We start from the raw sequence: 21,689 nt of genomic DNA, 5'->3' as shown, positions 1-21,689 counted from the left end.
ATGCTCCGCGTGAAACCGACCCTGATCTCGCGGCTGAGACAGGTCACGAGTCAAGAAGAGCTGTTCACGTTCATCCAGTGCGCCATCGAGCTCGAGCATTCGACCATCCCGCCCTATCTCACGGCGCTCTACAGTCTCCTGCCGGGCAGCAACCAGGCCGCGGCCGACATCTTCACCTCCATCCTGCGCGAGGAGATGCTGCACATGTCGATCGCCTCGAACCTGCTGATCGCGCTCGGGGGCAAGCCGTGCTTCTCGAAGCGGGAATTCGTCCCGCGATATCCGGGCACGCTGCCCATGGAGGTGGACGACGGGCTCGTGGTCGGGCTCGCCCCCTGCTCGAAGGACCTCATCTACAACACCTTCATGCGCATCGAGCAGCCGGAGCATCCGCTCTCGCTGCAGCTCCCGGACGGCAGCCGCTCCAGCTACCCCGCCGTGGCGGCGGGGAAGTACTCCACCATCAGTGAATTCTACAATGTGCTGCTCGACAAGCTCCGGAGCCTGACCGTCACCTGGGGGCAAAGAGAGGCGCAGGTGACGCCGGAGACGGCTGGAACAGCCTGGTTCCGGACCTCGGACTGGTTCCCCATCACGTCGCTGCAGACCGCCGAGGAGGCGATAAACGTCATCGTCACCGAGGGCGAGGGGGCGACGACCTCCCCGGTCGACGGCGACGGCGACCCAGCGCATTTCTACCGATTCGGCGAGATCTATTATGGCGCGAAGATGGTCCAGCACGCGGCCAAGAGCCTTGACCAGAGCTGGTCGTACACCGGCCCGGCCATCCCCTTCGACGAGGCGAAGGTCTTTCGCATGCCGCCGAACCCCAAGGCCGCCGATTATCCCGTGGGCTCGCGGTCGCGCCTCTTGGTGGACCAGTTCAATCAGGCCTACATGCAGATCCTGCTGGCCCTGGACACGACATTCAATGGTCAACCAAGGCACCTGAACGCCGTGCTGGGGCTGATGTACCAGCTCCGCATCCTGGCCTACGAGGTCCTCGGCCAGCCGGATCCGAGCGACCCGGACCTGACGAGCCAACCGCCCAAGAAGAGCACCGGCCTGACCTTCGAGTACGTGGACCGGGTCATCTCCTGAACGCAATTGCGGCGGGCGGCCAGCGCCTGCCACACCAAAGAGCGGGGCGGCGCCGTACGACCAGCGTGCCTGCGAGCTGGGGTGCGAGCCCGATCGCCAGCGTGCGCGCGAGCTCGGTGGAAGGAGCTTCGCAGAGGTGGAACCCTGGCTGGACGCCAGAGGCCGGAGGCTACGTGTTGACGACCCGATAGACTCGCCAGGGCGCTGTCGGTGAGGTTCTGCGCAGCAGCCAGCAATTGACGCCGACGGTGTCCGGTTGGAGCGTGTATTTGCCGATCGTGTAGAAGCTGAGCGGGTCCCCGAGCGAGACGTACTCCCAGTCCTCGTACTGCATGACGAGCAGGTTCTTCTCTTTGCCGCTCGCGCCGCGGTAGGCGCCCACGATCCCATCGTAGTACGCCTGCCGCCCGTAAATCAGGCCCGTTCCCGACTTCGACTCGGGGGCGTTGGCGATGCCCACGTCTTCGGTCGCTAGCTCCTTCATCTCTTCGAACTGCTCTGTTGCGTAAAGCTCGTTCCACTTCTGGGCGAATTTCTTCACCTGCTCGATGGTTTGCTCCAGATCACCCGTCATGGGCTCCCCCTTTCCTTCCTGCCGTCTCCGCCAGCTTGGCTTGCAGGTTGCAGATGCCTCCCGCCGGCTTCGTGAACGACTGAGGGGTATACGCGATCATCTGCCGCCCCGCGGTGAAGTGCTTGGGCCCGCCGCGCCGGTACGGGCCGATGGCGCCGGCGATGTGGCCCATCGTGTTTGCTGCTGCGAGACGACTCGGCGGCGGTTCGCCGCGCTGCGCCCTCACGGTCGGCGCCGTCGCCGCTCGTGTGCGCCCCCAACGCTTCCCCTTCACGGAGGCCGCTAACAGGCCTGCGTGTCACCTGGCAAGCAGCGTCTCGATCCTCGCCGGGAGGCGTGCGCTTCATCGCGCGGGTGTGCGCTTTGCCTACAGCGGTCATGCGCGCGAGCAAGAGGTCGTCGAGGACCAGCCCGGCGACCTTGGCGAGGCGCGCGAGGGCGTTCGCGTAGGTCCCGTCGGCTCGCGCGACCGCGAGGTGCTGAAGCGGGGGCGGGGCGCGGATGACGAGGGCGCGGAAGCCCTGCCCGCGTTGGGTCACGTCGGAAGACGACTCGGCCAGGCGTCAGCCAGAGCTCGTCGAAATGATAGAAATTCCTGCCGCCGGCGCGTCGCCGCCGGAGAGGCCCTCACGGGATCTTGCAATAGGCCGGGAAGCTCGACGGGACGCCCGACGCGTAGGGCTCGGGGCGCACCTTGTACGGGTGGTCCTTCAAGAACTGCCAGCTCGAGGCGGCGATGCCCGACGGGATGCGGTGCCCGCCGCCGCTGTCGCAGTCGATGGCGAATCCCCCCTTCGCCTTGATGTCGTTCTCGAAGGCCGCGCTCGCCCGCGCGAAGTCGATGACGACCACATCGGAGCCCTGCGCGCCGTGGACCGCCATGACGGCCGGCGGGTTGCTGGGATCCTGGAGGGGCGGCGCGCCGAGGCCCGTCGTACCGCCCGAGTACGTCACGACGCTCGCGACGTAGTTGGAGCGCGCATAGGCCATGTACGCGGTCTGCAGGCCGCCGGCGCTGAAGCCGAGCGCGTGGACGCGGCGCGTGTCGATGTTGCGCTGCTGGATGGCGCACGCGAGCGCCTCGTCGGCGGTGTTGAGGTCGCCCACGTACCACACGTTGTTGCCCGTGGTCCGCGTGCCGTCCTCGCCGCCGTGGCCATCGTACGCGTTGGGCGCGAACACGACGCCTCCGCGGCTCGTGATCTCGTCGATGGCGGCCTGTCCGAGGCCGGTCACCGCCTCTTGCGGGCGGGAGCCCGTGGCGTGCCAGTAGATGACCACTGGCGCCGGGGTGGAGGACCTCGCGCCGGCCCACACGCGAACCTCGCGGCCGAGGAACGTCATCGTCCCGGTGGCGATCGTCGGACATGCCTCCCGGGCCGCCGGCAGGGCGCTCGGCGCGCTGCCGCCGCCGGAGCCACCGGAGCCACCGCTGCCGCCGGAGCCACCGCTGCCGCCGGAGCCACCGCTGCCGCCGGAGCCGCCGCTGCCGCCGGAGCCACCGCTGCCGCCGGAGCCACCGCTGCCGGTCGTGCCGGATGCCTCGCCTCCGGTGACGGACGAGATCGTCGGACGCGTGGTGCCCGTCGCGCAGAAGTTGAACGTAACCGACGCGCCGGGCTCGATGCGCGCGTTGCCCGCGGCCGGCGTCGCCGTCAGCAGCGTGCCGCTGCTCGAGAACACCGCGCCCCAGGACCTGGTCACCGTCGCGTTCTTCACGTCGGTGACGACGCTCCACGACGTGGCCGCGCTCGCGCCGCCGTTCGACACCTCGACGGCGGCGCAATAGCGGCCACCCCAGAGCGGCTGGTAGCTCAGCTCGGCCGAGAGGCCGCTCTCGGCCGCCATCAGCGACTCGCCGCCCAGCTCGGCGTCGCCGGCCTCTCCAGCGACGCACGCGCCCAGCGTCCCGAGCAGCCCGACCAGCGCGAGCCGCGCTAGGCGGTGAGCGCCGAAGACGCCCGCCTCGATCGGGCGCGACGAGCCGACGAGCCGCTCCTCCCTCGCTCGACGCCGCTCATCGCTCCCGCTCCGGGACCGTGAGCGCCGCTGTGACGAGCGCTTCAGCCAGGGGGCAACGTTCATGAGACCTCCTCCGTGTTCGTGATGCCAAGAGCGCGCGGCTGCGCCTGGCGCCGAATGCCCGTGCGCGAGGAGCGACACGGGCACGGCCAAGGGCAGCCGCGAGCTTCCTAAGAAAGCTGGCTCGACGGCCGCAATAAGCGGATCATAGCAAATGTCGCATCGTCTGTGAAACGAAGATGTGATTGGATGAATTGGAATTGTCCGCAGCTTCGCTCGAAGTTTCCGCGGCTCGCGCAAATGGCTCGCACGGTGTGAGACACGGACTCCGGCGGCCGCCGTCGTGCGTTTGGAGTCCCGCTCACGGTGTGCGTGTGTGCTCCTCGTCGAGGCCGCTGGCCGCCGACTCGGACATCGCTGTGCGCGAGACCCAGCGCGACGTCCGGAACGCGTCGCCGCGAGCTCGAGGCGCTGCCCAAGCTCGGCTGGTCGTCGAGGCGCGCCCCGGCAACCTGCGCTGGAGTCACCGGTGCACGATCGTCGCGATCTCGGGCGGCACCCACGGCGCGAACTTCTGCAGCTGCAGCGGCGGTGTCGAGCAGATTACGACGATGAGCTCACCGAGGGTGGTGGTGTGATGGTAGGGAGCGCCCGGCGAGCGCGGCGCGTAGCTCCTCGCGGCTGCAGCGGAGGGTTGCCCTCGGGTCGTCGGAGCATCATCGTGCCGATGCCGAGCATCCGCGCCGAACCGGTCTTCTCCAGGAGTACCTCATGATCAGCGCCGCGGACTCGCAGCGGCCCGAGCCCACCGCGCGGCACGTCCTGCCCCGCCCGCGACCCCGTCCCGCGCCCTCGCGGCGTGCCGCGCGGAGGCCGCGCCGGTCGGGCTCGCCGCTGCGCGGCCTGCCCGTGGTGAGCCGCCTTGCCCTCGAGGCCACCGTCGCCGGCGCGGCCACGCCCGACGCCTGTCGGCGCTCCGCCGGAGCGACGCCGCGCCCGCGGCCGAGGCCGGCTTCGTGGCGGATCCCGCGCGCCTTTAGGCGCAGGGCGGCGTGCGCAGATCGCCCGCCGATCGTGGTATTCTGGGCGGCGTGCTGGACGCGGCGTCCTCGCTGTTCGGGCTTCGAGAAGGAATCCTGTTTGCCGGGCGCTACCGGCTCGTCCGACAGCTGGGCGCTGGGGCCATGGGCGCGGTGTACGAAGTAACGCATATGCGGACGGAGAAGCGCTGTGCGCTCAAGGTCATGCATCCGCACATCGTCGAGCGGCAGGATCTTCGCGACCGGTTCGCTCGCGAGGCGAAGGTCGCGGCGAGCGTGCAGAGCGACTTCATCGTCGACGTCTTCGACGCCGACGTGGACGAGGCGACCGGGGTGCCGTTCCTCGTGATGGAGCTCCTCCGCGGGGAAGACCTGAGCCGGCGGCTCAAGCGTTCTGGCAGGCTCGATCCCAAGGAGGCCTTCCGGTACTTGCAGCATACCGCGCTCGCGCTCGAGGCGATGCACCAGGCGTCGATCGTCCACCGCGATCTCAAGCCCGGGAATCTGTTCCTCGCCGAACGCCAGGGCGGGCACGCGCGGATCAAGGTGCTCGATTTCGGCCTCGCCAAGCTCGTGATCGAGGGGACGGGGGCGGGCACCGCGACCACGGTGGGAACGCCGCTCTACATGGCGCCCGAGCAGTTCCGGGGCGGGAGGGTGGCGGCGGCGGCGGACCTGTATGCGCTCGGCATGATCGCCTACGCGCTCCTCGTGGGAGAGGCCTACTGGGCCGAAGAGCTCAGCGAGCACGGCAACGTGTTCGCGTTCGGGCTCACTGCGATGAAAGGGCCCATTGAGCCGGCGAGCGCGCGCGCCGCGCGCCGCGGCGCAAGCCTGCCCCCGGCGTTCGACCCGTGGTTCGCGCAAGCCACCGCGGTCGATCCGGCCTGCCGCTTCAGCAGCGCCCGAGCCGCGGTGACGGCGCTGGGGGCCATCTTAGAGGCCGACGTGCTCACGGACCGAGAGGGGCACGCGCGGGGCGGAGATCGCGTGGACAGCGCTGAAGCGTGCAGCGGGCCGGCGGTATCGGCGCCTGAGACGCGCGAGGCCGACGGACTCGACACGTCCGCGAGGGCGGCCGCGATGCCCGGCGACGGCACGCTCACGGCGAGTCGCACGCCGAGCCCGCAGCCCCACGCGCCGCCGTGGTCCGGGTCGTCCTCGGCCGCGGAATCCGCGGCGGCGGCGCCACGGGACCAGCGTGGCCGCGCCTGGCGGGCCAGGCGGTGGCTCGGGGCGGCTGGGCTCGTCACCGTGGCGCTCGCGTCGGCCGCGCTGTGGTGGCCGGCGGCTTCACCGCTCGCTCCACCGGACGCGGTGCTCGCATGCCCTGTGCTGCAGGCCTCCGGCCTGGACGAGCCCGCGGGCTGGCTGGGAGCGGCCGCCGCGGCGACGGTGTGCGAGCGGGCTCGGTTGCTCCTCGGCGGCAGCGCCACCCGCACGCTGGTGCCCGCCGAGCTCCTGTCGCTCCCGCCCCACCCGGTGGACAGCTTCCCTGTCGATCCGTATGGCCAGCCGGAGGCCCGCGAGCGCTCGTTGAAGGCGGCGCAGCGTCGCAGCGCCGCCTATATCGACGGCGAGATCGTCAAGGAGACCGCGGGGTTCCGCGTATCCCTTGCGCTGCGCCGCGCCGACGGCGCCGAGCTCGGCCGGGGGGCCGGCGGTGGCCGCGGGCTCTACCAAGCTGTCCGCGAGGCCATGGACGCCATCGTCGGCCCCGATCTGCTCCCCAAGGCGAGCGAGCTCGCTCCCGCCGTGCGCGAGTGGTCGCGCGCGCCCGACGTCGACAGCGCGCTCGCCTTGCTCGACCTCACGCTCGCCATCGCGCACAACGCCGGCGGCCTCCCCGAAGAATGCTCGCGGGTCGCGGAGAGGAGCGCTGGCATCGCGGAGATGGGGCTCATCGAACGGTGGCGCTGCGCGTACATCCTCGGGCTGCCAGCGCCGGAGCTGGATATCCCTGCTGCTCTCGACAGTTTGTCGTCGGGGGCGCTGGGCGCGCGCGCGCGGCTGCGGCACATGGTGCTGCTCGACGACGATCCCAAGCTCATCGAGCTCCTGCAACAGAGACTCGAACGGGAGCCGTCGGCGCTCGGGCAATCGCTGCTCGCCGCCACGGCATCGTGCCTCTTGCAGCAGTCCGATGCTCGGCTCGCCTCGGAGCTCGCGCTCGTTGCGGTGCAGGCGGAGCCCGAGAACCCCTTGGGCGAGGCCTGCTCGCCGTGGGGGCAGCTCGTGGCGACCACCCGGGATACGTCGAGCGCCAGGAGCGTCGTGCGCGCCATGCAGGCCTGGGCGCCCTGGGACGGCAACGGGTGGCTGTGGGACGCCATCGGATCTGCGGACGCGTCTCACGCGCTGACCTACGCGCGGCGCGCTTACGTGCTGACGCCGTTCGATGGCCACGTCGCCAGCGTGCTCGCGGACAAGGTCCTCGCGACGGGGGAGCGCGAGGAGGTGCGGAGCGTCGCCGCGGCGCTCTCGCGGGGTGGTTACCCGGTCCACCAGGTGGCGAGCGATTTGCTCCTCGTGCGCGTCGAGGCGAGCGAGGCGCATTTCGACGCCGCCCTGTCGCGAGCGCGCCGCGCCATGGCGATCCGCCCGGACGACGCCGGCTGGGTGCGGGTGCAGCGCTTCGAGATCGCCTGGCGCGCGCTTGAGCTGGCCACCCTCCTCGGCCATGCTGCGGAGCAGGCCGACCGCATCGTCGAGCACTTCCTCGATCCGGAGCCTCCGCCGCTGGACGGCGTGGATCTCGGCGTGCCCATACGGCTCTCGGCGGTCTGCGCGCGCGCCTCCGAGCTGGTCTCTCGACGGTGCTTCGCGAGATTCCACGCCCTGCGGCGCCACTTTGCAGGCAGCCTCCTCCCGGAGAGCGACAAGTTCGTCGAGGGGGCGGAGCGCTACGCTCGCGGCGATTGGCGGCGCGCGGCAGCGGCCTGGAGGCCGCTGTTGCGCCAGCCAGGGATGTTCACCGCGGCGCTCGCCGACGCGATGGAAGACGCCTTCGAACGATCCGGCGATGTCGAGCTGGTTGCGCGGCTGGAGTCCGCCGCGCTCGCGGCGGGCGCCGGAGAGATGCACGGCGCGCTCCCCGCGCACGCGCGCGCCGCGCGGCGGGCGGCCGCGCGCGGCGACGGGGCGCGGGCGCGAGCCCTCGCCGATAGGGTGATCGACGCATGGTCAGCTGCCGACGTGGAGGTGCCGGCCGTGGGCGAGATGCGGAAGCTCCTCAGGGAGCTCCCGTGATAAGCTTGAGCAATCTGGGATTCACCAGGGAGCTCAAAGAAGGTTGGGGGGCCTGATAGCACCAGTCCTTCGAGAGATCACACGGATGGTTGACGTACGTGGTGATGGGCGAGCGCCACATCGTCTTGCCATCGTCGCTCGAGCAGTCGTCGTAGGCGTCCCCGCTGCCCACGTCGCTCTTGGCGCAGCGGCCGCCCGGTTGGCCGGAGCAGGGGCCGGGCACGTTCTCGAAGCACGTCGTCTCGCTGGACGCGGCCGAGCTGTCCTGCACCTCCGTGCACATGCGATCGGTGAGAGGCTCGACGGCGCTTGACCACCCCTTATCGTAGCACGCATGCATGTTTTCGGACAGCATCACGAGCCGAGCGAACTGCAGCTTGGGATCCAACCCTGGGACGGACCTCCCGCCGAGCGTGACGTTGACGGGCGTGCGACGGAAGAGGTTACCGTAAAACGCGCCCTCCGGGAACGAGAAGATAGCGGTCTCGGGCGCCGGGTACTTGAGAATTTTACGCTGCAAGTCCAAAGGGTCCTTGACGATCGAGGCCAGGCGCGTCGCCTCGACGTCGATGTCAACTTGCGCCTCTTCGGAGCTCATGAGGCTGAAGTAACCGATCTGCTGCCCACTCAACGGCTGGATGGGATAAGGCGGAAACCTGGGGCCGTTGCTAGGACATGTAAACGTTGCGTTGTTGCGTCCAACGACGCTGAGCTCAGGGGTGCTCGCGAGAAATTCCGAGTATTGAACGTGCTCCCCCGGCCTGCGGGGCGTTCGCGGATCATTGCAGCCATATATGCCCGCGCAAACCCGCAGCATCGGGAGCACACGTCTCTTCGAGGCGAAGGGAATCTTCGCGCGTACGGTGACCGTCGTGCCGCTGAGGCACGTGCCGACATAGAGAGGATGCCAGCCACAAGGGCGCGGGTCTTTCGGAGCCGGAGTTTGAGCGCACTTTTCGAAGCTCCAGATCGTCGTCCCGTCTTTCTCTCGGAACTGGGTCTCCACCGGGACTTTGTCCCGGAGCGGCAGGAGGCACTCCGAGTCTCCGCGCAGGGAGATGGGGACCCTCTTCCCCCGCGCATTCACGCGCGCGAGCACGCAGGACGAGACGAGCTCCTGACATGCGAGGCTGGGCGGCCGGTCCTTCCAGTCGCTGCAGAGCCCCAGCTCTCCGCTCCAGGCACCGCCGTTGGCATGCCTGGATTCGACGCTATCCCCGGGCGCCAGGGCGCAGGACACGACGTACTTCAAGAGCTCGTCCGTCTCATTGGCCGTCTCCTCTTGCTTGAACGCGACGTTCTCGTCGAGCTCCTTGAAGGTCGCGCTGTTCAGCGGTCTCTTCGTGAGCGCCTCGCGCAGCCCTGCGTTCGACTTCAGGGCCTCCGCCGCCAGCGCGTTGTGGCCCAGGTCGTTGTGCGCCATGACGCGCAGGACGTCCTGCCGGATGACCGGATCACACCTGGGAGACGCCAGCATCGTCGCGGGTAGGGTGCTCAAGTCCGGTCTGAGGGGAGCGTCGACGATCGCGCCGCGGAGCGATCGGGCGGCACCCGCGGGCAAATCGGCGGCGGTCGGCGGCGCGGAGCCGGAGCCGCACGCTGGCAGAAGCGCCAAGAGAGCACCGAAGACCCATGTTACTTCGATCCGTCGCATGGAGGCTATTCCTTTCGATCTCGAACGGCGGACATCGAGGCACCACCCGTTCCGCCGCGCAGCAACGTCGACAACTTCGCCCTTCGTCATGGCACCGGCCACGGCAAGTTTCGTGCCATCTCGACGCTCCTGCCGCGCCGGTGCGCGCGATTGACTGCAACGACCAGGCCAACTATCGAACGACGATCGATGTCCAGGGGTCACGACAGTCGGACGATGTCCGCCACGCCTGCACCACCTTCCGAGGCGACCTCCACCCATGGCGGCGCGCACCTCTTCCTGGTCCTCCACAGCCATCGATTGCTCGAGCCTGCGATCCGCATATCGCTCACAGGTCTCGACGAAGTCTGCATCGGGCGCGGTCCTGCGCGCTCCATCGAGCGCCGCGACGACGCCAGCGTGCGCCGCCTCGCCCTGAGCCTGCCCGACCCGTGGCTCTCCAACGCCCACGCACGAATCGCGCGGGTGCTCGACCGATGGATGCTCGAGGACGCGGGGTCCAAGAACGGCAGCTCGGTCAACGGCGTCCCTGCGCGACGCGCCGAGCTGGCGGACGGCGACCTCATCGAGCTCGGCCACAACTTCTTCATCTTCCACTCACGTCTCGCCGTCGAGGACGGCGATCCCCTCCCCGGCGTGATCGATGCCACGGCATCGCAGGCAGCGGCGCCCGGGCTCATGACGCTCCTGCCGTCCCTGAAACGCTCCTTCACCCAGCTGGAGTGCGTCGCGAGATCGGCGGCCTCGGTGCTGATCGAGGGCGAGACCGGCACGGGCAAGGAGGTCGTCGCGCGGGCGCTCCACACGCTCTCGGGGCGCCCAGGCGATTTCGTCGCGGTCAACTGCGGCGCGCTTCCCCGGGAGCTCGTCGAGGCCGAGCTCTTCGGGCACCGCAAAGGCGCGTTCTCGGGCGCCACGGAGGATCGCCCCGGCCTCGTCCGCAGCGCCGATCGAGGGACACTCCTGCTGGACGAGATCGGTGACTTGCCCGCGCCTTCGCAGGCGGCGATGCTCCGCGTGCTGCAGGAGCGCGAGGTACGCCCTCTCGGCAGCACGCGCGCTTTCTCCGTCGACTTCCGCGTCATCGCCGCCACCAATCGTCCGCTCGAGGGGATGGTCTACGCAGGAACCTTTCGCGCCGACCTCTTGGCCCGCCTCAAGGGCTACTGCGTCGAGCTGCCGCCCCTGCGCGCCAGGAAGGAGGATCTGGGCGTGGTCCTCGGAGCGCTGCTCCACCGCCTGTCGCCGTCGCAGGCGCAGCAGATCCAGCTCCACCCGCGCGCGGCGCGGGCGCTCTTGCGCCACGACTGGCCCGGCAACATCCGGGAGCTCGAGAAGTGCCTGGAGACCGCCCTGGTGCTCGCGGGCGAGCGCGCCAGGGTGGAGCTCGAACACCTGCCGAAGAGCGTGCGGCGCTCCCTCGACGCGGCCCGCGCGAACGGGGCGGCCGACGACGCGGCCGCGCGCGCCGAGGAGCCGGACGGGCGGCGCGAGCCGACGGGCGAGCCGGCGCCGCCTGGGCAGTTGACGGCGAAGGCGATTCAAGCGTGCCTCGACGCGCACAATGGCGTGATCGAGGACGCGTGGCGCCCGCTCGGGCTATCAAGCCGCCACGCGCTCGCGCGGCTCATTCGCAAGTACGGCCTCGAGCTGCGCAGACGGCCCAAGTGAGACCGGAGCGGGTAGCCGCGCAGGGACGGCCGCTCAAGTGCGCGCTCAGCCGCGCGCATTTGCGCCGCACAGAGCCGTAGCGGCCGAGGCACGAACTGACTACATCCTGTGCGCGCTCATTGATCTGGATTGGGGAGCAGGCGACGCCCGTGCTGGCATGCTGGCCGCAGTGAGCCCCGCGCAGCGACTGGTCTCGCCGTGCCAGGATCTCGTCCGCATCCGGCGGTGCGCGGACGGAACGATGGTCGCCGCCGGCGGAGCTGTCGCAGCAGGAACAGGCGCTGATGAAGCGGTTGGCACGCGTCAGAGCACTGTTCAGCTTTCCCAGCTGCACGGGCACGAGCTATTCGATGCGACGTTCCAGGAGCAGCTGGCGGGCATGTACCGTAAGCGCTGCGTGAAGCGCCGTCTCTTCCCAGCCGCCACGTCCAGCGCATGATTGGCGCGCATGACAAGGACATCGTCGACAGAAGCAAAATGGGGGATCGAGTCCGGGCGTGGCGCGAGAGCGGCGAGTCGGCCGAGGAGTTCGCGTGGAGGCGCGGCTTTGCGGCATCGACGCTGCACGGCTGGTCGAGTCGGCTCTCACGGGCGGAGCGCCCGCGCTTTCTGCGGCTGGTGCCGAAGGCGCCAGCGGCGATGAGCGCTCCGGAGCTCGTCGTCGAGGTCGGCGGCGCGCGGGTGCGCGTCGTCGCGGGGTTCGACCCCACGCTGCTGGCCGAGGTGGTCCGCGCCCTGGGCGGTGCAGCGCGATGATTCCGGCGGGCGTGCAGGTGTTCGTCGCGCTCGAGCCGGTGGACATGCGCTACGGCTTCGAGCGGCTCTCGGGTCTCATTCGCGAGCGCGTGGGTTACGAGGCCCGATGCGGCGCGCTGTTCGCGTTCATCGGAAAGCGGCGGACCACCATCAAGATCATCTTCTTTGACGGCAGCGGACTCTGCCTCTTTTCGAAACGCCTCGATCGCGGCACGTTCGCGCTCCCCGACCCGCCGGCCGAGGGCGCGACGCACGTCGAGGTGGACGACGCGACGCTCGAGACGCTGCTCGACGGCATCGAGATCGCGCCCACGCCGAAGCCCACGAGGCGCGCCCCACGCCGCGTTCACTGACTCCGACGAATTCGCTCGACAAGCACGATCGGCGCACGTAGAGCGGCGCCGTGCACGACGCTGCGGACAAGCCGACGCGGACGCCCGAGCAGCAACGCATCGCGCAGCTCGAAGCTGAGCTCGCCGCAGCGAAGAGCGAGCTCGTGGGAGCGCGCGACGCGCTCGCGCAGCTCCGGCGCGCCTACACGCGTGCGCTCGAGCAGCTCCAGCTGATGCGGCGCCGCTTGTTCGTGGCGAAGGCGGAACGCGCCGAGGTGAGCGCGGAGCAGCTCGCGTTCGACTCGATGTTCCTCGAGGTCCAGCGCCTCGAGAAGGCCTTGGATGCCGCCGAGCGCACGAGCGGCGACGAGCGGCAGCACGACGACCCCAAGGGGCCGAAACGACGGCCCGGCGGCAAGGGCCGCCGCGACCTGTCCGAGTCCGACCTCCCCGTCGTGCGCATCGAGCTCTCCTGTCCCGAGCTCGATACGACGGCGATGCGCATCGGCGTCGAGGAGACCTCGCGACTCGGCTACGAGCGTGGAGGCATGCGCCGCATCGTGCTCGCACGCGTCGTGTACAAGGCCGAGAGGTCCGTCACGGATGCGAGCAGCTCGGGCGAGGGGGAAGCTGCCCCGCTCCAGGTCGTCGCGAAAGAAGTCACGACGCCGACGCCCGCTGTGAGCGTCAGCCCGGAGGACAGGGCCGCGGCCGGCGAGCCGAGCGCTTCGTCCGCAGCTCTCGACACGCCGGCGCCGGCGCCGACGGGTAAGACCTGCACGGTCTTCATCACGACGCCGCTGCCGAAGGAGCTGTTCCGGCGGTCGTTTCTCGCGCCGTCGGCCATTGCGCACATACTCACCAGCAAGTACCTGCTCGGTGTTCCGTTCTACCGGCTGGAGCAGCAGCTGGAGCTTCAGGGGGCGTCGCTCGATCGCGGCACGATGTGTCGTTACGCCGAAGATGTGGGCGCGACCCTGGGTGCCATCGTCGAGGCCGCGCGAAAAGAGGCATTCGACACCGCCTTCTGCCTCTCTACCGACGCCACGGGGGTCTCCATCCAGCCCGGGCCCATCCAGGAGCGCAAGGACAAGAAGCCCGGACCGTGCCGCAAAGGACACTTTTTCGTCGTCCTCGCGGACAAGGATCACGTCTTCTTCGAGTACCAGCCCAAGCATACCAGCGCTGCGGTCTGCGAGATGTTCCGCGGCTTCTCGCGATACATCCAGGCGGACGCCCACGCGATCTATGACGCCCTCTTCCGCGGCACGCCCCCAAGGGGCGCTTCCGCCGACGAGGGACGTGGACCGCCGCCGACCGAGGTCGGATGCTGGTCGCATTGCCGCACCAACTTCTGGGAGGCGGCGGTCTGCAAGCACGAGCTCGGCGTCGACGGGCTGCGCCGGATCAATGCCCTGTTCGCGGCAGATCGCGCGCTGGCAGATCTCGCGCCAGCGCAGCGCAAGGTGCGCCGCGACGCGGCCGTCCGCCCCTTGGTCGACGCGTTCTTCGCCTGGGTCAAGGCCGAGCACGCGCGTCCGCGCGAGCTCGGCCTGGTCTCCACCGCGCTCGGCTACGCCCTCAACCAGGAGCAGCCCCTGCGGCGCTTCCTCGACGACGGCCGCTTGCGCCTGGAGAACAACGCGAGCGAGCGGGCTCTGCGATCCATCGCTGTTGCGAGGAAGGCGTGGCTGTTCTTCGGCAGCGACGACCACGCCTCCGCCGCGGCCAACCTGTTCTCGCTCGTCGCGAGCTGCAAGCTCCACCACCTCGACCCCGAGGCCTACCTCGCTGACGTCATCCGCGCGATGCCCTACTGGCCGCGCGAGCGCTACCTCGAGCTCGCCCCGAGGTACTAGGCGCGCACCCGCGCTCGCCTCGTCGCCGAAGAGATGAAGCTGCCCCTCGGGCCGATCACCGTCCCGCCTCCGCTTCCCGCGGAAGAGCAGCGCGCGACGAGCTGACCGGACCGGTTCCATCGCGCCCATCCTGCACCAGCTGGCCGAGCTTGGGGGCTACGGCGCTTCGCGCAGCGCTTACTCAGTTCCATCGCGCCCATCCTGCACCAGCCGACCGACGTTGGGGGCTACGGCGCTTCGCGCAGCGCTTACGGTGAAGAAATCGGTGAAGTCGGCCCAGCGCGCAGTCAGCATCCAGGACTGCTCGCACGGATCAAGGGTGCGCTCGCTGCGCGAGCCGGTTGCGCGCTCGTTCGTTCTTTTCGACCTGAACCCGGAGCACCCGGAAGTGCACAACGATTATGTCCGGGGCTTAGCGCGCCCTGGCTACCTGTAGGCACAAGGTTCTGACGATCCGGTCGAGGACAAAGCGTGCGTAAGCTCGTGCGCGTGGAGAGAGTAACGATAAAGTCTATTGAACGGCGTACAAGTCGAGCGGACGCGGATCGACGCCACAATTATTCATGGAAGCAACAAAATCTTCTCCGGCGTCAATCAAATCGTAAAAGCAGTCTTCTTCCTCTTTATTATGAAACGCCAGTCCGAACACAAAGTCAAAAATATGATCGAGTGCATGTGGCGATTTGTTGTATGACACCGAAAGATCCACAGTAAATCGGCCATCAGACGTTCGTCGCCATGTCGCCGAAGGTACCGTGACGCGACTGAACACATAGCGGTACCACTGGTACTGCCCTACCTTCAGTGACGTAGGCGGTGCCATGGTTCGAGCAACTTCGACCCAACCTCCGGAACCCCTCGCCATTAGGTACAGTGTGCCTCTGTGCGCAACCAAGTCGGTGTCTGCCCTGGCGAATCCTTCAAGATCAAAAGCAGTAGTTCTCGTTGGAAGCGTCGTGTTGCGATGAATTCCGTAAATGCATCCTATTGTCATAAAGGCGATCGCGACAAGTGTTATGTTCAGACGAAGCCAATTGGTTTTCGATTTCATTGTTAGTCCCCTCTGATTGGTGTTCTGCTGTGGGCGTAGGCTGCTCTTGGTGCAGATGGTTGTGTATTCACGGTTTAGTCGCAGAGATTGATGACGAAGCGACGCCTCAAGAGGATGCGGGTCGTGACCATCTATGATCTAAGTTTCCGCAGTGTGCATGGCTGGATTCGAACACGGTGCAATCCGCATCGGAAGCCCATGCCTACCGTCCTCGCCGCTCTCCAGCTACCCTACTCTGCGAGGCCAGCGGAGATGCCGTCCCGTGTCAAAAGGGGCATGCGTCCGGTGCCCCCGCAGGCAGAGGGGGTTAGGCAGCCGCACTCCCGGCGAGCGGCCCTGAATGTTCCGTCGCGGCTGTACGTGTGTCCCCCGGCTCCTGGCTGCCGCAGGAACGCGAGGCACGCCGTAACCGCCCAGCCATCGCCATGGGCATGGTCCCTTGCGGCTCTCGCCGCGGTCGACGATGCTGGGCGCGGGGCGGCGTGAGCCCAGGCCCGGGCGCATGCGCGCGCAGACGAGAGGGCCGGCGAGGTGCTCTCCCCCGGCGTGAGGCTCGAGAGCGGCGTCGTTCAGGACGCCTCGGCGTCGCCAGGGGCCGATGATTCGACACGAATGCGTACACAAGGTGGTTTATCACCAGTGCTTACTGCGGCGGCAGGCTCTTGCGATACACGTACTCGGACACCACCTGCGAGGGGTCTGTCACGAACTGCTCCTGGGTGAGGATGTCTGTCGACATGGCACGATGCAGCGCGTCGACGCGTCGGACGGTAGCCGCGGTGCGTATGCTGATCGGGTCGCGTCGAAGTATCTCCTCGCGCTCTCGTATCTCGCGCTCCCGCTGCCGCTATTCCTCGGCCGTTGGCTGCTGCGCGGGTTCCCCCTGAATTGCCCGGCCCGGAGCGATACTTTGGCGGCTTCCTCTGCTCGCCTCCGGGCGCCACTTGCTCTGCAGTGTCACTGGCTCGGGCTTCGCTCCCCCGAACTCTAGCGGCTCTTGAGACATTCTTGAACTGGTCACGGCTGATCTCCCAATCGGTTGTACGGCGGCTTGTTCCACACTGGCTCTTAGCCCCTGGCTCAGAGGTCCTCCGGCCCGAACACGCGAAAGTGCTTGAAATACCAGTCGTCGTTGCTCAGATCCTCGTTCTGAATCATGAGGACGTGCACGTGGCCGCGTACACCGGGTGCACGCCCATCGTCGAGGTCCCAGATGTCGAGGCCCTCGAGTTCCTCGTCTTCGCCGTTCTTGTCGAACACCACGGGGATGCGCTTCTGGATCCGCCCGTTGTACGGATCCACTACGACGATACCGCCGCCCTGCACATCCTGCGACAGATAGAGCTTGCCGCTGCTCGAGAACTTCCCTCCCTGGACGCGGGTGAGCGGGGTTGGGTTTCCGTTGCCGTCGCGCAGCTCGAACCTACCCCGGTGGGTGATGCTCACGCTGCTCCCCACTGTGATCTCATATTTGTCGATATAACTCGTGTCGAAGCTCGAGCTGTAGAAGAGGCTGTCCTTGGGGTTATAGGCGATCCAGGGGCAGCTGCCGCCCTGGGGGCCGGGGAGCACCGCGTAACCGTAGTATTGGAGCGCCGTGTTGAACACACCGATCGCGGATCCGGTTCCGGAGCCGCCGCCCGTCTCAAGCGGAACGTAGATCTTGCCGCTCACGTGAACGATGTCTCCGAAGTGGTTGTACACGCCGTGCCAAGGATTGTTGTAAATCGTGGGTGACGCATTGAGGTCGGCACCCACGGGCACTCGCCAGATATGGGAACGCGTGGGGTTGGGCCATGCCAGCTTGGCATTGGTGAAATACCAGTTGCTCGCGTCGTGCGTCACGCCTTGAAGGTCATTGCCGGCCTCGAAGGAGCGATCGAACGGATAGTCCGAGATCGCCGTGAACGGCGGCGTGGCTTTCCGGAAGCGCTCGGTGAGGTGGACCCGGGCGCCCGAGAGCGACGAGCGGTACCAGCCCACGGTCTCGAACCAGAACCGTCTCCAGTAGCGCGGCGCGATCGTCTCGTTCGCGAAGATCTTCCAGCTGCAGCCGCCGTTGCAGTTCCAGGTCTCCACCTTGGCAGACGCGTTCGCGCTGAAGTCCGCGTTCATCAGGGTGGTGTCGAAGTACATGGTCTCCCGCCAGCCGGTCCAAGCCCAGCCGACGTTCGTCGGGCACCACGACGAGTCCACGGTGCTGCGCTCGCAGAAGTTCTGCTCAAACCAGCGGGCGTCGCCCGTCCAGTCCCATTCGACTGCGAGCGAGGCGGTGCCCAGGAGAGCGCCGGCACTCCGTGCTTCCGGATTCGCCTCCCAGGCCCGCCGCAGCTCGACCCGTTGCTGGTCGTGACCGAGCGCAACGGGCTCGGGGGGCGCCGCGTCCGCTGTCGAGTCCCGCTGCGAGATCCGCGCGGCGCGACGGTCCTCCGCGTTGATCAGCGCAGCGGGTATGGGCTCGCCCGGAGCGAGATAGGAGAACGCCTCCGGCAGCGGCCGCCGCAGGATCTCGCTCAGGTCCACGGGCTCATCACGCTCGTCGACCGAGCCGACCTCGACGAGCGCGACGAGCCCCGGCTCGAGTTCGCGGAACTCGACCGCGTGCGTGTCGCTGAGCCTCGCGACAGCGAGCGCAGAGGCATCGCTTTCGGCAGGGTTATCCGGCTGAGCCGCGCCGGAATCGACGCACGCGTGGACCGGGAGCGCCATAAACAACAATGACGAGCAGAATAGAATGTTTTTCATCGGAATCCTCGCGAGGTGGAATTTGCATCGAAACATCATTCATCTCGCCGCAGGATGCTTGGCGCAGAATCGCATCGCAGCGACCGAGCCGCAGGGACGACGCAGCATGCATCACAATGCTCGCGCCTGTTCACACTGAACCCCGCGTGCAACCTGGCGCGCCCGAGGTCGAATGTGGAGACGTTCCGGAGTCTGCGGCCGCAGCCTCAAGGATGATGACCACCGCCAGGCAGCGCGTGTAGCCGAGCTCATCGGCGAAGACGTCCGCGGGCGGGAATCCCTTCGCCGCCGCTGCGCCAGATGGTGTTCACGCAGTGGCTACCCTAAAATTCGCACTCATCCTTGAAGTCATGCTGCTTGACGTAGCTGTCGACGAAAATGACCACATTCTCGGCGCCGCTCGGGCAATGAGCATGCGGCGGCGGGTCAGCTACCAGACGGACTGTCTTTTGGAAGAACGGTCCTGCGAGCCCGTACCAACCGTCTTGATTCGTACTGGTTCCACCCAGGAATGTGTTGTCCTCAATGGAATATACGTTGATAGAGGCTCCCGGGACTTTCCCGTCCCACCACCAATCGTTTTCATCGATGAACTTTCCTCTGAGTATAGCGTACTGAGCTGAAAGTTGGCTTTCGTCCTCTTCGACGTGCTCGGCTTCAGCGTCCGTCTCATCATCCACCTCCATGACGCAGCCCAGAGCGGAATAGGTCAACAGTAGGATGGCCAGGTTGATCGCGCGATATCGAGTATTCATCATAGACCTCTTTCGTCGTTGTTGTACTTGAGTGAATAAGTGCACGCGTCGTTAGCGAAGGCGCGCAAAGGCGATGCGACTGGCGGCACCCATTGGACAGCGTCGCTCTATGCAGTCGGCGTGCCCGTGCGGGACTGCTGCAAGCTTGTGATATTGCCCACGCGCCGAGCGCGCCGTGCACCCGCTGACCCGGCTGGGCACGCGGATCGGGGCTCGACCGCCGCGCATCTGCGCGCGCAAGTGCGCGCGTAGATGTGCGGCACGGGTATTACGAGCCCCCCGTGTCAGAGAAGTTGTCGCCTGCTCTGATCCGCTTACGGAGGATCAGGTCACCAGTTCCGGGGAGCGGAGACAGGCTTTGAGGTGAGAGAGTACTCAGAATCCTTCAAAAGAAAAATCGTCCAACGGCTCCTCGCCCCAGGAGGAGCCACGGCGGTGGCGCTGTCCGCGGAGACCGAGGTGCATCACACGACGCTCTCGCGCTGGCTTCGCGATGCTCGTAGCCTCGCGCCCATGTCCGACGACGCTCGCCGCTCCGCCGCTCCGCCTCTGTTACCGAGCTGAGGCCGGTGGCGAGGACGGCCGAGCCGGACCGCGCCACGCCCCGGTGCACAAGCTGACCGAGGCCGAGCGCCGGCGCATCGTCGAGACGGCCAACAGCCCCGAGTTCCGCAATCTCTCGCCCAAGCAGATCGTGCCACGCCTGGCCGACCGCGGCGTGTATCTGGCTTCGGAGTCGAGCTTTTACCGCGTCCTGCGCGAGCGGGCGCTGCTGGTGCACCGCAATCTGGCTCGACCGGCAAGCGCCCATCGTCCTCGCGAGCTGGTCGCCAGAAGGCCCAATCAGGTCTGGTGCTGGGACATCACGTACCTGAAGAGCGCGGTGCGCGGCGCGTTCTACTTCCTGTACCTGATCGTGGACGTCTACAGCCGCAAGATCGTCGGCTGGTCGGTCGAGGCCGAGGAGTCGATGCTCGCTGCTTCTCGCCTCGTCGAACAGACCTGCGACCGCGAGAGGGTGGGCTCCGGCTACCTGGTGCTGCACGCGGATAACGGCGGTCCGATGAAGGGCTCGGCCATGCTCACCACCCTCCAGCGCCTGGGCGTCGTGCCGTCCTTCAGCCGCCCTCGCGGCAGCGACGACAACCCCTACGCCGAGGCCCTTTTCCGTACCCTCAAGTCCCGGCCCGAGTACCCACGCCGCCCGTTCGCCACCGTGGAGCAGGCGCGCCACTGGGTCGAGCGCTTCGTCGCCTGGTACAACGGCGAGCACCTGCACAGCAGCATCCGCTTCGTCACACCCGACGACCGCCACCGCGGTCGCGACGGCGCGCTGCTCGCCGCCCGCCACGCCCTCTACCAGCGGGCCCGCCGCAAGACGCCCCGGCGCTGGACCGGCCAGACACGCAACTGGACGCCCATCGGCCCCGTGACCCTCAACCCTCACAGTCACGAGGCTCAAGCACTCATGAGGATGTGACCGAATCAACGGACAAGTATGTTGACACCCACCGATCTACGTCTCAGGCGAGCTCGGCGCGGCCCCCACCCCGCGCGGCGAGCTCCCTCTCCGGGGGCCGGGCAGCTCGGCAAGGCCGCGCTCCCCGCGAGCCCCGCGGAAAGCCGTCACCCGCTGACCGGCCCCGTCCCCTGGTCCGACTCCCCCCACGCCACCATGACCGCGCTCGTGTTGTGGAACCCCTCGACGCTCCCCCCGAACTTCGCGATCTGCCCGTAGCACGCCACCCCGAACATCGGATGCGGCGCCGCGTTCGGCGACAGGAACGCCCGCACCTCGTCGCGGTACCGCTCCCCCAGCAGCCGGAACCGCGACGCGCAGTCGAACACCAGCGCCCCCGACACCGCCGGCAGCGGCCCGAGCACCTTCGTCGACAGCCCCTTCGCCGCCTGCAGCAGCGCGTCGGCCGTCGCGCTCACCACCCGCACCACCTGCCCCCGCGAGAGCCCCCCGGTCAGCACCACCGCCCCGTCCCCCCGGATCGCGATCGGCGACCGGATCTTCAGCGCCTCCCCGAACGGCGTCTTCGCCCCGAGCGCGTGCTTCGCCATCGTCTGGAGCAGCCCCTCGCCCGTCGACCGCAGCCCGAGCCGCGACAGCTCCTCCTCGTACACCCGCGCCGCCGGCTGCCCGTCCAGCGTCCGCAGCACGTTCCGCTCGATGTCCGTGATCGTGAAATCCCGCCCACCCTCGGCCGCCCGGAACCCGTGCACCACGTCGAGGTTCACCCGGTGCCGGTGCGTCAGCCGCACCAGCACCGCCGCGTCCGTCAGCGCCTTCCGGCCCAGGAACACCCGCGCTCCCTCGAACGTCCACCCGTCGCCCGCCGTCCCGCCGAACACCCGCATGTGCGGCGGCACACCCTGCCGCAGCGCGGCCACCAGCTCGTCCCCGTCGCACGCGAACGCGTCCGCCAGCACCAGGATCGAGCTCGGCGCGCCGCTGCGCGGGCCGTTGCTCGACACCGCCTCGTCCATGTCGCTCAGCGCCGCCCGCACGCTCTTGCCGTGATCCGCCCGCAGCTCGCGCGCCGCAGCGCACGCCACCTCGACGCCCGCGCCCCCGAGGAACGCGCACGACACCCCGCTCCTGCTGAAGCCCCGCTCCGTGAACGACACCCCGCCGGTGGTGGCCCCGATCACCGGGACGCCCGTCGCGTCCTCGACCGCGGCGAGGTACTCCTCGTGCTTCGTCCCGCTCGGCAACGCCACGATCGCGAGCCGCGCAGGCTCCTTCCACTCGGCGACCGTTCGCTCGATCTTCCGTCCGAGCAGCCAGGCGTTCCCATCAAAGGGTCCGAGGGTCATCATCTTCATGCGCCGAAGCTCCTGCCTGCCCAGCGCCGGAGCGCGGGGCTTCGA

17 protein-coding genes and 1 pseudogene are annotated in these 21,689 nt (G+C 68.1%); 10 read left to right on the top strand and 8 right to left on the bottom strand.

All coding sequences use genetic code 11. The annotated features are described in order from the left end of the window. Nucleotides 1-1,101: a ferritin-like domain-containing protein gene (locus WMF26_RS32220; RefSeq protein ID WP_437995838.1), complete on the top strand. Its 1,101-nt coding sequence runs from the start codon at nt 1-3 to the stop codon at nt 1,099-1,101. A 169-nt stretch (nt 1,102-1,270) separates the two neighbouring features. On the opposite strand, the gene WMF26_RS32215 is transcribed toward WMF26_RS32220, so the two are convergent. The 3 genes from WMF26_RS32215 to WMF26_RS32205 form a co-directional block, all read right to left on the bottom strand. Continuing rightward, nucleotides 1,271-1,675, bottom strand: coding sequence for a hypothetical protein (locus tag WMF26_RS32215; protein WP_437995837.1), 405 nt, complete (start codon nt 1,673-1,675; stop codon nt 1,271-1,273). After that, nucleotides 1,665-1,847, bottom strand: coding sequence for a hypothetical protein (locus tag WMF26_RS32210; protein WP_437995836.1), 183 nt, complete (start codon nt 1,845-1,847; stop codon nt 1,665-1,667). Before WMF26_RS32210 ends, WMF26_RS32215 begins: the two co-directional genes overlap by 11 nt. A gap of 455 nt (nt 1,848-2,302) precedes the next feature. Beyond that, nucleotides 2,303-3,760, bottom strand: coding sequence for a cellulose binding domain-containing protein (locus WMF26_RS32205; protein ID WP_437995835.1), 1,458 nt, complete (start codon nt 3,758-3,760; stop codon nt 2,303-2,305). A 305-nt stretch (nt 3,761-4,065) separates the two neighbouring features. Between WMF26_RS32205 and WMF26_RS32200 the strand changes: the two genes are divergently transcribed. Both WMF26_RS32200 and WMF26_RS32195 read left to right on the top strand, forming a co-directional pair. After that, nucleotides 4,066-4,335: a hypothetical protein gene (locus tag WMF26_RS32200; RefSeq protein WP_437995834.1), complete on the top strand. Its 270-nt coding sequence runs from the start codon at nt 4,066-4,068 to the stop codon at nt 4,333-4,335. Nucleotides 4,336-4,749: 414 nt separating this feature from the next. Continuing rightward, nucleotides 4,750-5,463, top strand: a pseudogene (locus WMF26_RS32195) (serine/threonine-protein kinase); the annotation flags it as partial. Nucleotides 5,464-7,969: 2,506 nt separating this feature from the next. Here WMF26_RS32195 and WMF26_RS32190 read toward each other — a convergent pair. Next, a complete protein-coding gene (locus WMF26_RS32190; RefSeq protein ID WP_437995833.1) occupies nt 7,970-9,640 on the bottom strand; it encodes a hypothetical protein in 1,671 nt (556 codons plus the stop codon). Between the two features lie 150 nt (nt 9,641-9,790). On the opposite strand from WMF26_RS32190, the gene WMF26_RS32185 reads away from it, so the two are divergent. From WMF26_RS32185 to WMF26_RS32165, 5 genes are all read left to right on the top strand, one after another. Next, nucleotides 9,791-11,311, top strand: a complete 1,521-nt coding sequence (locus WMF26_RS32185) for a sigma 54-interacting transcriptional regulator (RefSeq protein WP_437995832.1) — start codon at nt 9,791-9,793, stop codon at nt 11,309-11,311. Between the two features lie 435 nt (nt 11,312-11,746). Continuing rightward, on the top strand, nt 11,747-12,067 hold the full coding sequence (gene tnpA, locus WMF26_RS32180; RefSeq protein ID WP_437995831.1) for an IS66 family insertion sequence element accessory protein TnpA: 321 nt from the start codon (nt 11,747-11,749) through the stop codon (nt 12,065-12,067). Between the two features lie 11 nt (nt 12,068-12,078). Next, a complete protein-coding gene (gene tnpB / locus WMF26_RS32175; RefSeq protein WP_437995830.1) occupies nt 12,079-12,420 on the top strand; it encodes an IS66 family insertion sequence element accessory protein TnpB in 342 nt (113 codons plus the stop codon). Between the two features lie 50 nt (nt 12,421-12,470). Beyond that, a complete protein-coding gene (tnpC, locus tag WMF26_RS32170; RefSeq protein ID WP_437995829.1) occupies nt 12,471-14,258 on the top strand; it encodes an IS66 family transposase in 1,788 nt (595 codons plus the stop codon). Between the two features lie 253 nt (nt 14,259-14,511). Beyond that, entirely contained in the window at nt 14,512-14,694 is a 183-nt protein-coding gene (locus WMF26_RS32165) for a hypothetical protein (protein ID WP_437995828.1), read from the top strand. Nucleotides 14,695-14,769: 75 nt separating this feature from the next. On the opposite strand, the gene WMF26_RS32160 is transcribed toward WMF26_RS32165, so the two are convergent. From WMF26_RS32160 to WMF26_RS32150, 3 genes are all read right to left on the bottom strand, one after another. Then, nucleotides 14,770-15,309 carry a hypothetical protein gene (locus WMF26_RS32160; RefSeq protein ID WP_437995827.1) on the bottom strand — a complete coding sequence of 180 codons (540 nt, stop codon included), beginning with the start codon at nt 15,307-15,309 and terminating at the stop codon, nt 14,770-14,772. 1,080 nt (nt 15,310-16,389) lie between these two features. Further along, nucleotides 16,390-18,054, bottom strand: coding sequence for a hypothetical protein (locus tag WMF26_RS32155; RefSeq protein ID WP_437995826.1), 1,665 nt, complete (start codon nt 18,052-18,054; stop codon nt 16,390-16,392). A 323-nt stretch (nt 18,055-18,377) separates the two neighbouring features. Continuing rightward, complete coding sequence (locus WMF26_RS32150) at nt 18,378-18,812, bottom strand: hypothetical protein (protein ID WP_437995825.1); 435 nt, start codon at nt 18,810-18,812, stop codon at nt 18,378-18,380. Between the two features lie 360 nt (nt 18,813-19,172). Here WMF26_RS32150 and WMF26_RS32145 point away from each other — a divergent pair, with 360 nt between their 5' ends. Beyond that, complete coding sequence (locus WMF26_RS32145) at nt 19,173-19,373, top strand: transposase (protein ID WP_437995824.1); 201 nt, start codon at nt 19,173-19,175, stop codon at nt 19,371-19,373. Continuing rightward, nucleotides 19,303-20,289: an IS3 family transposase gene (locus WMF26_RS32140; protein ID WP_437995823.1), complete on the top strand. Its 987-nt coding sequence runs from the start codon at nt 19,303-19,305 to the stop codon at nt 20,287-20,289. Before WMF26_RS32145 ends, WMF26_RS32140 begins: the two co-directional genes overlap by 71 nt. 146 nt (nt 20,290-20,435) lie before the next feature. Here the strand turns inward: WMF26_RS32140 and WMF26_RS32135 are convergent, their stop codons facing one another. Beyond that, a complete protein-coding gene (locus WMF26_RS32135; protein ID WP_437332182.1) occupies nt 20,436-21,644 on the bottom strand; it encodes an FIST signal transduction protein in 1,209 nt (402 codons plus the stop codon). Nucleotides 21,645-21,689 lie beyond the last annotated feature (45 nt).

The sequence above is a fragment of the Sorangium sp. So ce185 genome (assembly GCF_051526825.1).
GTDB classification, from domain to species: domain Bacteria; phylum Myxococcota_A; class Polyangia; order Polyangiales; family Polyangiaceae; genus Sorangium; species Sorangium cellulosum_D.
Note: the sequence above shows the minus strand (reverse complement) of the source record. Positions and strands in the feature narration are given on the sequence as shown.

Bases quoted from the DNA above. Each gene is read 5' to 3' on its own strand.
- WMF26_RS32140 (WP_437995823.1), top strand. From the start codon at position 19,303: ATGCTCGTAGCCTCGCGCCCATGTCCGACGACGCTCGCCGCTCCGCCG.
- WMF26_RS32220 (WP_437995838.1), top strand. From the start codon at position 1: ATGCTCCGCGTGAAACCGACCCTGATCTCGCGGCTGAGACAGGTCACG.
- tnpA (WP_437995831.1), top strand. From the start codon at position 11,747: ATGATTGGCGCGCATGACAAGGACATCGTCGACAGAAGCAAAATGGGG.
- WMF26_RS32150 (WP_437995825.1), bottom strand. From the start codon at position 18,812: ATGATGAATACTCGATATCGCGCGATCAACCTGGCCATCCTACTGTTG.
- WMF26_RS32210 (WP_437995836.1), bottom strand. From the start codon at position 1,847: ATGGGCCACATCGCCGGCGCCATCGGCCCGTACCGGCGCGGCGGGCCC.
- WMF26_RS32215 (WP_437995837.1), bottom strand. From the start codon at position 1,675: ATGACGGGTGATCTGGAGCAAACCATCGAGCAGGTGAAGAAATTCGCC.
- WMF26_RS32135 (WP_437332182.1), bottom strand. From the start codon at position 21,644: ATGAAGATGATGACCCTCGGACCCTTTGATGGGAACGCCTGGCTGCTC.
- WMF26_RS32160 (WP_437995827.1), bottom strand. From the start codon at position 15,309: ATGAAATCGAAAACCAATTGGCTTCGTCTGAACATAACACTTGTCGCG.
- WMF26_RS32205 (WP_437995835.1), bottom strand. From the start codon at position 3,760: ATGAACGTTGCCCCCTGGCTGAAGCGCTCGTCACAGCGGCGCTCACGG.
- WMF26_RS32190 (WP_437995833.1), bottom strand. From the start codon at position 9,640: ATGCGACGGATCGAAGTAACATGGGTCTTCGGTGCTCTCTTGGCGCTT.
- WMF26_RS32155 (WP_437995826.1), bottom strand. From the start codon at position 18,054: ATGAAAAACATTCTATTCTGCTCGTCATTGTTGTTTATGGCGCTCCCG.